Annotated in this window: 13 protein-coding genes; 11 read left to right on the forward strand and 2 right to left on the reverse strand. The window is 43.3% G+C overall.

Annotated features, from left to right (window positions below; genetic code table 11):
• The first annotated feature begins 9 nt into the window (after nucleotides 1-9).
• Nucleotides 10-1,863, forward strand: a complete 1,854-nt coding sequence (locus tag B7717_RS04750) for a proline--tRNA ligase (protein ID WP_000814031.1) — start codon at nucleotides 10-12, stop codon at nucleotides 1,861-1,863.
• Nucleotides 1,864-1,969: 106 nt separating this feature from the next.
• Nucleotides 1,970-3,349, forward strand: coding sequence for a glycoside hydrolase family 1 protein (locus tag B7717_RS04755; RefSeq protein WP_000911363.1), 1,380 nt, complete (start codon nucleotides 1,970-1,972; stop codon nucleotides 3,347-3,349).
• Nucleotides 3,350-3,387: 38 nt separating this feature from the next.
• Here B7717_RS04755 and B7717_RS04760 read toward each other — a convergent pair whose 3' ends face one another.
• Nucleotides 3,388-3,801, reverse strand: coding sequence for an EamA family transporter (locus B7717_RS04760; RefSeq protein WP_000264204.1), 414 nt, complete (start codon nucleotides 3,799-3,801; stop codon nucleotides 3,388-3,390).
• 215 nt (nucleotides 3,802-4,016) lie between these two features.
• Here B7717_RS04760 and glmS point away from each other — a divergent pair, with 215 nt between their 5' ends.
• Together glmS and B7717_RS04770 are read left to right on the forward strand one after the other, a co-directional pair.
• Nucleotides 4,017-5,825 carry a glutamine--fructose-6-phosphate transaminase (isomerizing) gene (glmS, locus tag B7717_RS04765; protein WP_084944301.1) on the forward strand — a complete coding sequence of 603 codons (1,809 nt, stop codon included), beginning with the start codon at nucleotides 4,017-4,019 and terminating at the stop codon, nucleotides 5,823-5,825.
• A 110-nt stretch (nucleotides 5,826-5,935) separates the two neighbouring features.
• A complete protein-coding gene (locus B7717_RS04770) occupies nucleotides 5,936-6,988 on the forward strand; it encodes an LLM class flavin-dependent oxidoreductase (protein ID WP_042902945.1) in 1,053 nt (350 codons plus the stop codon).
• Between the two features lie 230 nt (nucleotides 6,989-7,218).
• On the opposite strand, the gene B7717_RS04775 is transcribed toward B7717_RS04770, so the two are convergent.
• The gene (locus tag B7717_RS04775) at nucleotides 7,219-8,076 is read right to left on the reverse strand and encodes a 5'-nucleotidase, lipoprotein e(P4) family (protein WP_042902944.1); all 858 of its coding nucleotides are present in this window, start codon (nucleotides 8,074-8,076) and stop codon (nucleotides 7,219-7,221) included.
• A 367-nt stretch (nucleotides 8,077-8,443) separates the two neighbouring features.
• Here B7717_RS04775 and B7717_RS04780 point away from each other — a divergent pair, with 367 nt between their 5' ends.
• From B7717_RS04780 to B7717_RS04810, 7 genes are read left to right on the forward strand one after another with little or no spacing between them, the layout of a single operon-like run.
• Complete coding sequence (locus B7717_RS04780) at nucleotides 8,444-9,448, forward strand: uroporphyrinogen decarboxylase family protein (protein ID WP_042902943.1); 1,005 nt, start codon at nucleotides 8,444-8,446, stop codon at nucleotides 9,446-9,448.
• A gap of 11 nt (nucleotides 9,449-9,459) precedes the next feature.
• Nucleotides 9,460-9,663: a hypothetical protein gene (locus B7717_RS04785; protein WP_000837741.1), complete on the forward strand. Its 204-nt coding sequence runs from the start codon at nucleotides 9,460-9,462 to the stop codon at nucleotides 9,661-9,663.
• Nucleotides 9,664-9,665: 2 nt separating this feature from the next.
• Entirely contained in the window at nucleotides 9,666-10,664 is a 999-nt protein-coding gene (locus B7717_RS04790) for a uroporphyrinogen decarboxylase family protein (RefSeq protein WP_084856564.1), read from the forward strand.
• A gap of 11 nt (nucleotides 10,665-10,675) precedes the next feature.
• A complete protein-coding gene (locus B7717_RS04795) occupies nucleotides 10,676-11,554 on the forward strand; it encodes a transporter substrate-binding domain-containing protein (protein WP_049520823.1) in 879 nt (292 codons plus the stop codon).
• A 32-nt stretch (nucleotides 11,555-11,586) separates the two neighbouring features.
• Nucleotides 11,587-12,279 (forward strand): amino acid ABC transporter permease, encoded by a 693-nt coding sequence (locus B7717_RS04800; protein WP_000255460.1) that lies wholly within the window; start codon nucleotides 11,587-11,589, stop codon nucleotides 12,277-12,279.
• Nucleotides 12,280-12,282: 3 nt separating this feature from the next.
• Nucleotides 12,283-13,005 (forward strand): amino acid ABC transporter permease, encoded by a 723-nt coding sequence (locus tag B7717_RS04805; RefSeq protein WP_000350563.1) that lies wholly within the window; start codon nucleotides 12,283-12,285, stop codon nucleotides 13,003-13,005.
• A 9-nt stretch (nucleotides 13,006-13,014) separates the two neighbouring features.
• Nucleotides 13,015-13,779 carry an amino acid ABC transporter ATP-binding protein gene (locus tag B7717_RS04810; protein ID WP_000942256.1) on the forward strand — a complete coding sequence of 255 codons (765 nt, stop codon included), beginning with the start codon at nucleotides 13,015-13,017 and terminating at the stop codon, nucleotides 13,777-13,779.
• Nucleotides 13,780-13,954: the final 175 nt, after the last annotated feature.

Below are 13,954 nucleotides of genomic sequence, written 5' to 3' on the forward strand. Positions count from 1 at the left end.
AGGAATATTATGAAACAAAGTAAAATGCTAATCCCAACGCTTCGCGAAATGCCAAGCGATGCTCAAGTTATCAGCCACGCCCTTATGTTGCGTGCTGGTTATGTTCGTCAAGTTTCTGCCGGTGTATATTCTTACCTACCACTCGCTAACCGTGTGATTGAAAAGGCTAAGAATATCATGCGCCAAGAGTTTGATAAGATTGGTGCGGTGGAGATGTTGGCTCCTGCACTTCTCAGTGCCGATCTTTGGCGTGAATCAGGTCGTTATGAAACCTATGGTGAAGACCTTTATAAACTGAAAAACCGTGAAAAGTCAGACTTTATCTTAGGTCCGACACACGAAGAAACTTTTACAGCTATTGTTCGTGACTCTGTGAAATCTTACAAGCAATTGCCACTCAACCTTTACCAAATCCAACCGAAATACCGTGATGAAAAACGTCCACGTAACGGACTTCTCCGTACGCGTGAATTTATCATGAAAGACGGCTATAGTTTCCATGCTAATTACGATAGTTTGGATGTGACTTATGACGAGTACAAGGCAGCCTATGAACGTATCTTCACTCGTAGTGGTTTGGACTTCAAGGCCATCATCGGTGATGGTGGCGCCATGGGTGGTAAGGATAGCCAAGAATTTATGGCCATTACACCAGCTCGTACAGACCTTGACCGCTGGGTTGTCTTGGACAAGTCAGTTGCCTCATTTGATGAAATTCCTGCAGAAGTGCAAGAAGAAATCAAGACAGAATTGCTCAAATGGATGGTTTCTGGTGAAGACACCATTGCCTACTCAAGTGAGTCTAGCTATGCAGCTAACTTAGAAATGGCAACAAACGAGTACAAACCAAGCAACCGTGTCGTTACGGAAGAAGAAGTAACTCGAGTGGAAACACCAGGTGTTAAATCTATTGACGAAGTCGCAACCTTCCTTAACATCCCAGAAGAACAAACAATCAAAACCCTCTTCTACATGGCAGATGGTGAGCTTGTTGCAGCCCTTCTAGTTGGAAATGACCAACTCAATGAAGTTAAGTTGAAAAACCACTTGGGAGCAGATTTCTTTGACATTGCGAGCGAGGAAGAAGTAGCAAGTGCTGTTCAAGCCGGCTTTGGTTCACTTGGCCCAGTTGGTTTGCCAGAAAATGTGAAAATCATTGCAGACCGTAAGGTGCAAGATGTTCGCAATGCTGTTGTAGGGGCTAATGAAGATGGCTACCACTTGACGGGTGTGAATCCAGGTCGTGACTTTACTGCAGAATATGTAGATATCCGCGAAGTTCGTGAGGGTGAAATTTCCCCAGACGGACAAGGTGTCTTAAACTTCGCCCGTGGTATTGAGATCGGTCATATTTTCAAACTCGGAACTCGCTACTCAGCAAGTATGGGCGCAGATGTTTTGGACGAAAATGGCCGTGCTGTGCCAATAATCATGGGTTGTTACGGTATCGGTGTTAGCCGTCTCCTTTCAGCCGTTATGGAGCAACACGCTCGCCTCTTTGTCAATAAAACGCCAAAAGGCGAATACCGTTATGCTTGGGGAGTTAACTTCCCTAAAGAATTAGCACCATTTGATGTGCACTTGATTACTGTCAATGTCAAAGATGAAGAAGCGCAAGCCTTGACAGATAAACTTGAAGCAAGCTTGATGGGAGCTGGTTACGAAGTCTTGACAGACGACCGTAACGAACGTGTCGGAGTGAAGTTTAGCGATAGTGACTTGATTGGGTTGCCAATCCGTATTACTGTTGGGAAGAAAGCAGCTGACGGTATTGTAGAAGTTAAGATCAAGGCGACTGGTGACACCATCGAAGTTCATGCAGACAACTTGCTTGAAACGCTTGAAATCCTCAGCAAGAAATAAAAACTATAATCAGAAGAAAAACAAGGCAAAAATGTAACTAGTTTTTACCTTGTTTTTTCTATATAATGAGAGTGAAGAATACATCATCAAGTTAAGAGGTATAATAATGTTAAAATTTCCAAAGGATTTTGTCTGGGGTTCCTCTACTTCTGGACCACAGACAGAAGGTCGTGTACCTGGTGACGGCAAGGGATACAATCTCTGGGATTATTGGTTCCAAGTAGAGCCAAATCGTTACTACAATGGAATTGGACCTGATAAAACATCGACTTTTTACGAAAACTGGGAAAAGGATATTGAGCTTTTGGTAGAGACTGGGCATACAGCCTTCCGAACTTCTATCCAGTGGTCTCGTATTTTTCCGCAAGGTCGTGGAGAGATCAATCCGCAAGGGGTGGCTTTCTACCGTCAGGTTTTTGAGGCTATTAAGGCCAAGGGGATTCGTCTCTTAGTCAATCTCTATCACTTCGACCTGCCTTTTGCCCTTCAAGAAGCTGGTGATGGCTGGGAAAATAAGGCAACTGTCAAGGCTTATGAAGACTATGCTCGTTTTTGTTTTGAGACTTACGGTGACTTGGTAGACCAATGGATTACCTTTAATGAACCCATCGTCCCCGTAGAATTTGGTTATTTTTATGATGCCCATTATCCTCACAAGGTGGATGCCAAAGCAGCGGTTAAGGTTGCCTATCATACGCAACTGGCTAGTAGTCTTGCGGTTAAGGCCTGTCATGAGATTCTGCCTGGCTCTAAGATTGGAATTGTACTTAACTTGACACCAGCCTATCCACGTAGCCAGCATCCTGCGGATGTCAAGGCTGCGCGCATTGCCGACCTCTTCCAAGCTCAATCTTTCCTAGATCCGTCTGTCTTGGGAGCTTATCCAGAGGAATTGGTGGAAATTTTAGCTGAGCATGATTTGCTGCCAGAGTACACTGTTGAAGAGTTAGAACTCATTCGCGAGAACATAGTTGATTTCCTTGGAGTCAACTACTACCAACCTTTGCGCGTTATGGCGCCGCGTTTTGCTAAACATCCAGACAGTCCCCTCTTGCCAGAACATTTTTACGAGCCTTATATCATGCCGGGCCGTAAAATCAATCCTCACCGAGGTTGGGAAATCTACGAGCAGGGGATTTATGATATCGCTCAAAATATCAAAGAAAATTATGGTAATATTGAGTGGATGTTGACAGAGAATGGCATGGGTGTTGAAGGTGAGGATAAATTCCGTGAGAATGGCATGATTCAGGACGACTATCGTATCGACTTTGTCAAAGGACATCTGCGTGAACTTCACCGTGCCATTGAAGACGGAGCCAATTGTAAGGGTTACTTAATCTGGACCTTTATTGATTGCTGGTCATGGCTCAATAGCTATAAAAACCGCTACGGTCTAGTTGAGCTTGACTTGGAAACACAGGAACGTCGTCTAAAAAAATCAGGCCATTGGTTCAAGGAACTCAGCGACCATAATGGATTTTAAGAATAAAAAGAGTGAGATGGTGTTCATCTCACTTTTTATTACAATATCATCACCAAGGTCCCAATCGTAATCAGGATACAGCCAATAATTGTTTTAAACGTCAGGACATCCTGTAGGAAGAAAAAGGCTAGAACGAGGGTAATGACGAGACTGAATTTATCGACAGCAGATACCTCAGTCGCATTGCCCATCTGTAGGGCCTTGTAGTAGCAGAGCCAGGAGGCGCCAGTGGCTAAGCCTGATAAGATGAGAAAGAGCCAACTTTTTTTACTGATGTTGACAATTTCGGTCTGACTATTGGTCAAGAAAACCATAGCCCAGGCCATAAGAATGACGACGACTGTACGAATAGCAGTTGCTAGATTGGATGGAACTCCTTCAATCCCAATCTTGGCTAAAATTGACGTTAAGGCTGCAAAGATAGCTGATAAAAGTGCGAAGAAAAACCACATGGCGAATACCTCCTCCCCTTATTATAAGTAATTGATGCCGACTTGTCAGGTATCAAGTGAAATCTTGATAAAATACCAGATAGAAAAACTATACCAATTTTTATCCTTGACAAGTGAGAAAAACAAGTATATACTGTTTTTGCTGATTCCGTAAAGCGAGAATTAGACTATACCAATTTAAGGAGAAAGCACAGCTGGTCTGTGTCGTATATACTATGTGTGGAATTGTTGGTGTTGTTGGAAACACAAATGCAACTGATATTTTGATTCAAGGGCTTGAAAAGCTCGAATACCGTGGCTATGATTCTGCGGGGATTTTTGTCCTAGGTGGTGCTGAAAATCATCTAGTCAAGGCTGTCGGTCGTATCGCAGAATTGTCTGCTAAAACTACTGGTGTTGAGGGAACAACAGGTATCGGACATACGCGTTGGGCGACTCACGGGAAACCAACGGAAGATAATGCTCACCCACACCGCTCTGAGACGGGACGTTTTGTCTTGGTGCACAATGGAGTGATTGAAAACTACCTTGAAATCAAGGAAGAATACCTTGCAGGTCACCACTTCAAGGGGCAAACCGATACGGAAATCGCTGTTCACTTGATTGGGAAATTTGCAGAAGAAGAAGGTCTCTCAGTTCTTGAAGCCTTCAAAAAAGCCCTTCACATCATTCGTGGTTCTTATGCCTTTGCCTTGATTGACTCTGAAAATCCAGATGTCATCTATGTCGCTAAGAACAAATCACCACTCTTGATTGGTCTTGGAGAAGGCTACAACATGGTCTGCTCAGATGCTATGGCTATGATTCGTGAGACCAACCAATACATGGAAATTCATGACCAAGAGTTGGTAATCGTCAAGGCTGATAGCGTCGAAGTTCAAGACTATGATGGTAACAGTCGTGAGCGTGCTAGCTATACTGCTGAGCTCGACTTGTCAGATATCGGTAAGGGGACTTATCCTTACTACATGCTCAAGGAAATTGATGAGCAACCAACGGTTATGCGTAAACTCATCCAAGCCTACACAGATGAGGCTGGTCAAGTAGTCGTTGACCCAGCTATCATCAAGGCTATTCAAGATGCAGACCGTATTTACATTCTTGCAGCTGGGACATCTTACCACGCAGGATTTGCTTCTAAAAAAATGCTGGAAGAATTGACAGATACACCTGTTGAACTTGGAATCTCATCTGAGTGGGGCTACGGTATGCCACTTCTCAGCAAGAAACCACTCTTTATCTTTATCAGTCAGTCTGGTGAAACAGCGGATAGCCGTCAGGTTTTGGTCAAGGCTAATGAAATGGGAATCCCAAGCTTGACAGTGACAAACGTCCCAGGTTCAACCCTTTCACGTGAAGCCAATCATACCATGCTTCTTCACGCAGGACCTGAAATTGCCGTGGCATCAACCAAGGCCTACACAGCGCAAATCGCAGCCCTTGCCTTCCTTGCAAAAGCAGTCGGAGAGGCAAACGGCAATGCCAAAGCGCAAGCCTTTGACCTGGTTCATGAGTTGTCAATCGTAGCTCAGTCTATCGAATCAACTCTTTCTGAAAAAGAAACCATTGATGCCAAGGTTCGTGACCTTCTTGAAACCACTCGCAATGCCTTTTACATTGGACGTGGTCAAGACTACTATGTAGCCATGGAAGCGAGCCTCAAACTCAAAGAGATTTCTTACATCCAGTGTGAAGGCTTTGCGGCAGGAGAACTCAAGCATGGAACCATTGCCTTGATTGAAGAAGGAACGCCTGTCTTGGCCCTCTTGTCAGATCCAATCCTTGCTAACCACACTCGTGGAAATATCCAAGAGGTTGCAGCCCGTGGTGCTAAGGTTCTCACTATCGCAGAAGAAAATGTTGCTAAAGAGACAGACGATATCGTCCTTACGACCGTCCACCCTTACCTCTCACCAATCTCAATGGTCGTACCAACGCAATTGGTCGCTTACTTTGCAACACTCCACCGTGGCCTTGATGTGGACAAACCACGTAACCTTGCTAAGTCAGTAACAGTAGAATAAGCTAAGAAAGTCTAGTTCATCTAGACTTTTTCTAATGAGCAAATTTATTGGAAATAAAACTAATTAGTGATAAAATACCCTAAAACTAAAAGAGATAGCGAGGAAACAGGATGGTAGAATTAGGAATTTCAACATTTGGTGAAACAACAGCTCTAGAAGCGACCGGGCAGATTTACAGTCATGATGAACGCATTCGTCAGTTGGTGGCAGAAATTGAGCTGGCTGATAAGGTTGGTTTGGATGTGTACGGGATTGGGGAGCATCATCGGGAGGACTTTGCGGTATCGGCGCCAGAGATTGTTCTTGCAGCTGGGGCAGTCAATACCAAAAAGATTCGTTTGACTAGTGCGGTCAGCATTCTCTCGAGTATGGATCCGATTCGCTTGTTCCAACAATATGCTACCATCGATGCCTTGTCAAATGGACGGGCAGAGATTATGGCTGGGCGTGGTTCATTTACCGAGTCTTTCCCACTGTTTGGCTATGACTTGAAAGACTATGAAACTCTCTTTGATGAAAAGTTAGATCTGCTTCAGTTGGCAAATGAAAGCACCAAAGTGAATTGGCAAGGTCAATTGACCCAAACGATTTCTGGCAAAGAAGTCTATCCCCGTCCTGTTCAGGACAAATTGCCATTGTGGGTGGCGACAGGTGGCCATGTCGAATCAACAGTGAAGATTGCTCGGGCAGGGCTGTCGATTGTCTATGCCATTATCGGTGGCAATCCGCGTTATTTTAAAAAGCTGATTCAAGCTTATCGTGAGATTGGAAGGGATGCCGGTCATGCGGATAAAGACCTGAAAGTGGGGGCTCATTCTTGGGGCTGGATTGCTGAGGATGGCGAACAGGCTGTAAAAGATTATTTCCATCCGACTAAGCAAGTGGTGGATGCGATTTCCAAGGACCGTCCACACTGGCAGGAGTTGACCTATGAGCAATATTTGGAGCAAGTTGGTCCAAATGGTGCCATGTTTGTGGGAAATCCAGACCAGGTAGCAGAAAAATTGATTCGCATGATTGAGGATTTAGGCTTGGACCGTTTCATGCTCCATCTACCGCTTGGTTCCATGCCTCATGATCAAGTTTTGAGAGCTATTGAACTTTTTGGAACGCAAGTCGCACCAAAAGTGCGTGCTTACTTTGCCATGAAAGAAGGGTTATAAAAAAATCCAATCAGTTGAGTCGATTGGTGAGGAACACCCATGGATTCAGCAACAGGTGGAAGTGGTACAAGCGATAGAGCATACTATCTAGTGGAATATATACTAGTTTATACCAAGTACAAGATAAAATAGCAAAAAAGGCGATTATCCAAGCGGAAATCGTCTTTTTTGATATTCTCACAAATACGATATCTTGTGGTTGGTGTAAACTGGTAGATAGTTCTCTTATTTTATTTATCAAAACCTTGTAAGTTTTTTTGGCGCTCTTCAGTTTGACCCTTGGCATCCAATTTATTACCATTGTATACAGTACTTTCCCATGATCCGTACATTGGGTTAGGGAAAATGATGAATTTCTCACCAAACTCTTTTTGTAATTCCTCTAATTTTTGGTCGCGCTCAGTTTCAGAGGTCTTTGAAAACTCTGCAAAGTCCACAAGATTGTCTCCTAGTAGCATGACTAAGTTGGTTTTTTCTTGGACTGCTTGTCTACGACCTTCTTTAGATTTGACGCCTTTTTCTAAGAACATGAGATGATCGCGGCTTTGTACAGGGATTCCTTCATTTTCTAGGTTTTTGATCGTATCATCTACCTGATCTATCGTGCGGTCAGATACATAGTAAATTTGGACACCGTTTTTGTCTGCAAATTGGAGGAAGTCTTTAGCGCCTGGTACAGCCTTGGCTGCGGATTTTTTTACCCAGACATCCCAGTTTTCTGGGGTAAATGCTGTTCCGTCTTTGACATTTTGAGCTTGATAAGGGCTATTGTCTAATACGGTTTCGTCTAAGTCCAAAACGATAGAGTAGGGTTTATCTGTCTGTGTTTTTAGTAGTTCTTTCAAACGATCAGTAGCGACATTGTAACCTTGTAGATAGAGTGCCTTGGTCTCAGCTGCTTTTTGATACCAAAGAGTTGACATAGTATTTTCTCTTGAACGCAACTGATCATAGGTCATGGTAACCTGATTATCAGATGTACTGCTTTGTGTTGTCTGTGAATTTGCCGAATTTGTGCCACAGCCAGTCAGTAAAATGACGGAAGCAAGTGTAGAAGTAATTGTAATAGTAACTTTGGATATTTTCATAATCCCATCCTCCTAATAATAGTCTATTAATATTGTAGCGTTTTCATGGGATTTGTGCAAGGAAATATCGAGAGAAAAGAAATTTTTCAGTAGTAATTTGGTATTAGGATAAAATTATGTACTTAATTTGGGAATGAAGATGGATATAAAAATTTCCAATCGGCTTGATAGAAAATCTATATCAACTCCTTTTTGAAAAATAGATGAAAATAAAGTGAATCTTTGAAAGGCTAGTAACATCAAGCTTTTTAGGGATTTTTTTCTTTATAGATATAAAAATTTCCAATCGAGTTGATAGTCAATATATATTGGGAAAAGGGGAAAAGGAGTGGTAAGATGGTTTCAATCCAAATGGAAGGAGAGAGGTATGGCAAGTAAAAGAGAGCTAGTCTTTAGAGCGATTCGAGGCGATGAAGTGGAAAGAGTTCCTGTGGGATTTTGGTTTCATTTTGTAACACTCGAAGAAAAGGGGCAGGGATTAAATAATCCACGTATCTTTCAAAAAAGTGTTGACGGGCATCGTAACTATGTGGAAAGGATTCGCCCTGATTTTGTCAAAATTATGAGTGACGGTTTTTTCCTTTATCCAAGTAATGTTTATAGTCCTACGATTGCAAGCATTCAGGAGCTGACTTCTATTGAGTCGATTGGTGAGGAACACCCATGGATTCAGCAACAGGTGCAAGTGGTACAAGCGATTCGAGAGACCTTTACCGAAGAGATTGCTTCTTTCTACAATATCTTTTCGCCTATCTCCTACCTCAAGCGCTGGTTCCGTACAGAAACTTCTCGAGGAGATAGGGAAGTGGCTGATCTGTTGCTTGAAAATCCTGAGCAATTCAGAGCGATTCTAGATGTGATTGCAGGAGATATTGCTATCCTAACTCAGAAAATCATCCAGCAAGGTGAAGTTGACGGGATTTACCTCAGCACTCAGGAAATTCAAGATGAGCGCATCACGCCAGCACTTTACCAAACCTATATCGAACCGAGCAATATAGCGATTTTGGAGGCAGCTAATCAGGTGGGTGGGACCAATATCCTTCATATCTGTGGTTTTGAAGGTGCGAGCAATAATGTGACGATATTTAAGGACTATCCAGCTCAAGTGGTCAACTGGGCGACTCATCATGAGGATGTTAGTTTGACACAGGGGCAAGAGTTGTTTCCAGGCAAGGCCGTTTTAGGTGGATTTGAAAATGGCAAGAAAAGTTTGCTTTATCAAGGTTCCAAGGTAGAATTGCAAAATGAAACAAGGCGGTTGCTGGCTGAAGCGGGTAGTAAAGGTGTTCTTCTGGGAGCTGACTGTACTGTTCCAGATGACTTTGACTTAGAGAGGTTGGACTGGATTCGGCAGGCAGCTGTTCTCTAAAAGGAGGAGCTATGAAAAGTAAAAGATGGGGCATCTTCATTGCAGTTGTCGGTTTGCTGGCTTTGGTTGCCATAAGCGTCGTAAAAAATCAGCACTGCAAAAATGGAGAGAGATGTCGTGGAGTTCAGGATTTTTCCAAGTCCAGTCTCCCCTTTCTACGCTCGAATGATATCGCAAGCAGTTTATTAGTTGAAAAAGTAAGAAATGGAGAATAAGAATGTCAGAAAAAAAAGAATGGGTTTTAAAAGCATTTAAAGGTGAAAAGGTTGATCGTGTGCCAGTTGGCTTTTGGCACCATTTCACATCCGAAGACGAATGGCTACACGGTTTCTCAAATCCAGTCATTATCGAGAAGAATATTGAGGGCCATAAGCGCTTTATCCGAGAAGTTCAGCCAGACTTTATCAAACTCATGAGTGATGGCTACTTTGCTTATCCAAATCCAGCGATTGCCAAAGACAAATCACTTCAAGAATTGGCAACCATTCAACCACTCGGACCAGATCATGCTTGGATAAAAGAGCAGGTGGACTTGGTTAAGAAAATCAAGCAAGAGTTTACAGAAGATATTGTTGCGATTTACAATATTTTTGCTCCTGTGACCTATCTCAAGTGGTTGCTTGGGGAAGTGTCTGGTGGAGATGACCTCATTGCAGATTTTCTGGTGGAAGATCCTGAAGCTCTGAAGAAGGTGTTGGATGTGATTGCAGAGGATATTGCGAGTCTCAGCCGAGCTGTTATCGAAGAGGCTGGTGCTGATGGAATCTACCTCAGCGTGCAGAGTATCCAAGATCAACGAGTGTCGGCAGCAGAGTATCAAGCCGTCATTGCCCCTAGCGAGATATCGGTTCTGGAAGCAGCTAGTGCTGTTGGTGGCGTCACAGTTCTTCATATCTGTGGCTACGAGGGGGCGCGAAATGATATTCACCTTTTTGCAGACTATCCAGCCCAAGTCTTTAACTGGGCTGTAGGACCGGAGGGAATCACTCTCAAGGAAGGTCGTGAGATTTTCAAGGGACGTACGGTTCTTGGAGGATTCGAAAATGGCAAGACGGGCTTACTGTATACTGGTAGCAAGGATGCCATTCAGGCTGAGGCAAAGAAACTAGTTGCAGAAGCTGGGGAACAGGGCTTGGTACTTGGGGCAGATTGTACCATTCCAAGTGATATCGCAGTTGAACGTATCCAGTGGGTTAGAGAAGCGCTTGAAAACTAAAGGAGAAAAAGATGAGTAAAAAAGCATGGATTATCGGTGGTGTAGCAGTGGTTGCAGTAATTGGGGCAACGATTATCGGGAGAAGTTTAGCTGGTGCTCCAGCCAAGGAGGGAGAAACGGCTTCGTCTGCTGAAGTCATAACCTTGAAGGTTGCCCATACACAAAATTATGTACCTTATGACTTTGTCAATGAAAAAGGGGAATCAGATGGTTATGAAGTAGCTGTTTTGAAGGCTGTTGATGAGAAGTTGGCAAACTATCAATTTGAATATACGGGTACCAGTGATGACGACCTTTTGATTGGTCTGGAATCAGGCAAGTATGACATCGGAACCAAGGGAGCTTGGTACACAGAAGAACGAGCTAAAAAGTTTGTCATTCCATCTGAACCAGTCGGAGCGAGCATCATTGGATTTACTGTCAGAAAAGAAGATGAACAGAAATACAAAACCATTGATGACTTTGCTAAGAATAAAGGGAAATTGGTTCCCATCTCCCCACAGAATGCTCAATGGAATGTTATCACCAGCTACAATGAAAAACATCAGGATGCACCGATTGAGCTAACAGCAGCTGAATCCTTTAAAGTGGCAGATGCCTATGCCTGGGTCTTAGAAGGACGTTATGACGCCTTCTTTGATATCAAACTGTCCTTTGAAAAAGCAGTTACCGCAGAAGATGGCCCTTACCACCAATATGCGGATAAACTCAGCTGGTTCCCATACAAGGGTATTCCAACTTATCCCTTGATTCACCGTGATGAAAAGGGTGAGAAATTCGCTAAAGAATATGAAAAAGCAATCAAAGAGTTGAAGGAAGATGGCACGCTTGCTAAGCTATCTCAGCAATACTTTAAAGAAGATGTCTTTAGTTACGTAGACAAAGACTAGACCAGAAATTCCAAGACTAGAAAGGGTTTTGCATGGTTTCTTATGATTTTTCCAAGGTCTTTCAGTTTTTGCCAACCTTATGGCAGGCACTTCCTATGACCTTGTCCATTCTCTTTTTTACCACTCTTCTTGGGTCCCTTTTTGGAGGTCTCTTGGCCTGGGCACAAGTAGGAGAAGACAAGAGTTTTGCAGCGATTTCCAAAGGCTATATCTTTACCCTACGTTGTACACCGCCGATTGTCTTGCTTTTTCTAGTCTTTTATGGCTTGCCAGAATTTCTGAAATGGTGGCTTGGTTTGGACATCAACAACTGGTCTAAAACTATTTTTGTTCTCTTGACGATGATTCTCTTGTTTGCGGCTATTGTTGCCGAGGTTTTCAAGGCGGCCTATCAAGCTATTCCAAAGGGGCAGACAGAGGCCGGGCTTAGTATTGGTTTGACTCCAAGTCAGACTTTTTGGAGAATCATTTTTCCTCAAGCTTTTCAAGTTGCTCTTCCCAATATAACGACCGCTATTCTCAATCTCATGCGGGATGCTGCCTTGGCTTATACGATTGGTTTTGTTGATGTTATGGGGGCAGGCAATCTCTTGATTAGTCGCAATTTAGGGAACTACTCTCTGGAAACCTATACGGCAGTTGCGCTTCTTTACTGGGGGATTGCCTTGGTTATTTCTAGCTTGAGTCGTTTGCTTGAGAAGTCTTTGGAAACAAAAGGGAGGTAAGAAATGGATATAGACTATATTGTAAAGACCTTTCTGGAGACCTTGAAGGGTGTGCCAATCACCTTGATTATCATGATTGTGGCTATGGTCTTAAGCTTTTTACCGGCTCTATTTTTAGCCTTGGGGCAGATTTACAAGGTTCGAGGTGTGAGGAGTTTTTCTCTGGTCTATCTGGCCTTTATCCGAGCGACTCCTCCGATTTTATTGATTCTCTTCTTTTATAGTTTGTTTCCAAGCCTGCTGAATCAATTTCTCAAAAGCATAGGAAGTGACTTTGATATTTTCAAGCTTGATCCTCTCTATTATGCCTTTATCATTTATAGTTTGATGACAGTCGGGAGTTTATCGGAGATTTTGCGTTCAGCCATCTTGACGGTGGACAAGGGACAACTAGAGGCAGCGCATGCGATTGGCTTGACTACGACCCAGGCCTATCTAAGGATTGTTTTTCCTCAAGCCTTGCGCTCAGCCTTGCCTAACTTGGCCAATCTGGTGATCAATATCGTCAAAGGGACCTCCCTGGTCTTTGTTATGACTATCAAGGACATCACCGCTATTGCTCGTGTAGAAGCGTCCTACGGTTACCAGTATTTTGAGTCTTATTTTGTGATCTTTTTGCAGTATATTTTGATCTGTGGTTTGATTCAGTGGGGCTTCTCCCTACTGGAAAAAGGCTATGTGAAAAAAGAAAAAAGTGCAAAAGCATCTAGCGCGCGTTTCGTATAGGAGGACAGGATGTTACAAGTAGAACATATCGCAAAAACATTTGGTGAGAGGCAGGTCTTGGAGGATGTCAATCTTCAGGTTAACCAAGGGGATGTCGTCGTTATTTTAGGACCATCAGGTTCGGGGAAAACGACCTTTCTCCGTTGTCTTAATCACTTAGAAAAAGCTGACAGTGGCCGTTTGACCTTGGCGGGAAAGACCTATGACTTATCCAAATTGAGCAAGAAAGACATTCTAGAAATTCGCCAAAAAACAGCCTTTGTTTTCCAACACTACAATCTCTTTGCAAACAAAACTGCTCTGGAAAATATTCTAGAAGGCCTAATCGTGGCTCGTAAAGTTCCCAAGGAAGAAGCGCTCAAACGTGCAGAATCTGCCTTGGAAAAAGTTGGTTTACTGGCCTACAAAGACTACTACCCTTCACAACTATCTGGAGGGCAACAACAACGAATAGGAATTGCGCGTGCTATTGCCGTCAAACCCGAGGTCATTTTGCTAGATGAACCAACATCAGCACTAGACCCTGAGTTGGTTGGAGATGTTTTGGATGTTCTGAAACAGTTGGCGGGAGAAGGTGTGACCATGGTGGTCGTCACGCATGAGATGGGATTTGCTAGAGATGTCGCCAACCACGTTATTTTCATGGATGGAGGCCGTATCGTAGAGGAGAACAATCCCCACGATTTCTTTAGTCGTCCACAAGAAGAACGAACCAAGCAGTTTCTGGCTCGTATCTTATCAGACGCTAGCTATAGTGTAGAATATATGATTTGATAGCTAAGTGTATCATAAAAACAACACCCCATGACTAGAAGATTCTTCTAATCATAGGGTGTTTTTCTATAGGAGGGCTAGGTTATACTCTTCGAAAATCTCTTTAAACCTCGTCAGCTTCGCCTTATCTACAACCTCAAACCAGTGTTTTGAGCAGCCTGCGGCTAGCTTCCTA

It is taken from the genome of Streptococcus oralis subsp. oralis (assembly GCF_002096495.1).
GTDB lineage: Bacteria > Bacillota > Bacilli > Lactobacillales > Streptococcaceae > Streptococcus > Streptococcus oralis_CU.

Excerpts from the sequence above, each read along its gene's own strand:
- B7717_RS04780 (WP_042902943.1), top strand. The coding sequence starts at position 8,444 with ATGGCAAGTAAAAGAGAGCTAGTCTTTAGAGCGATTCGAGGCGATGAA.
- B7717_RS04810 (WP_000942256.1), top strand. The coding sequence starts at position 13,015 with ATGTTACAAGTAGAACATATCGCAAAAACATTTGGTGAGAGGCAGGTC.
- glmS (WP_084944301.1), top strand. The coding sequence starts at position 4,017 with ATGTGTGGAATTGTTGGTGTTGTTGGAAACACAAATGCAACTGATATT.
- B7717_RS04800 (WP_000255460.1), top strand. The coding sequence starts at position 11,587 with ATGGTTTCTTATGATTTTTCCAAGGTCTTTCAGTTTTTGCCAACCTTA.
- B7717_RS04795 (WP_049520823.1), top strand. The coding sequence starts at position 10,676 with ATGAGTAAAAAAGCATGGATTATCGGTGGTGTAGCAGTGGTTGCAGTA.
- B7717_RS04755 (WP_000911363.1), top strand. The coding sequence starts at position 1,970 with ATGTTAAAATTTCCAAAGGATTTTGTCTGGGGTTCCTCTACTTCTGGA.
- B7717_RS04790 (WP_084856564.1), top strand. The coding sequence starts at position 9,666 with ATGTCAGAAAAAAAAGAATGGGTTTTAAAAGCATTTAAAGGTGAAAAG.
- B7717_RS04785 (WP_000837741.1), top strand. The coding sequence starts at position 9,460 with ATGAAAAGTAAAAGATGGGGCATCTTCATTGCAGTTGTCGGTTTGCTG.
- B7717_RS04770 (WP_042902945.1), top strand. The coding sequence starts at position 5,936 with ATGGTAGAATTAGGAATTTCAACATTTGGTGAAACAACAGCTCTAGAA.
- B7717_RS04750 (WP_000814031.1), top strand. The coding sequence starts at position 10 with ATGAAACAAAGTAAAATGCTAATCCCAACGCTTCGCGAAATGCCAAGC.
- B7717_RS04760 (WP_000264204.1), bottom strand. The coding sequence starts at position 3,801 with ATGTGGTTTTTCTTCGCACTTTTATCAGCTATCTTTGCAGCCTTAACG.
- B7717_RS04805 (WP_000350563.1), top strand. The coding sequence starts at position 12,283 with ATGGATATAGACTATATTGTAAAGACCTTTCTGGAGACCTTGAAGGGT.
- B7717_RS04775 (WP_042902944.1), bottom strand. The coding sequence starts at position 8,076 with ATGAAAATATCCAAAGTTACTATTACAATTACTTCTACACTTGCTTCC.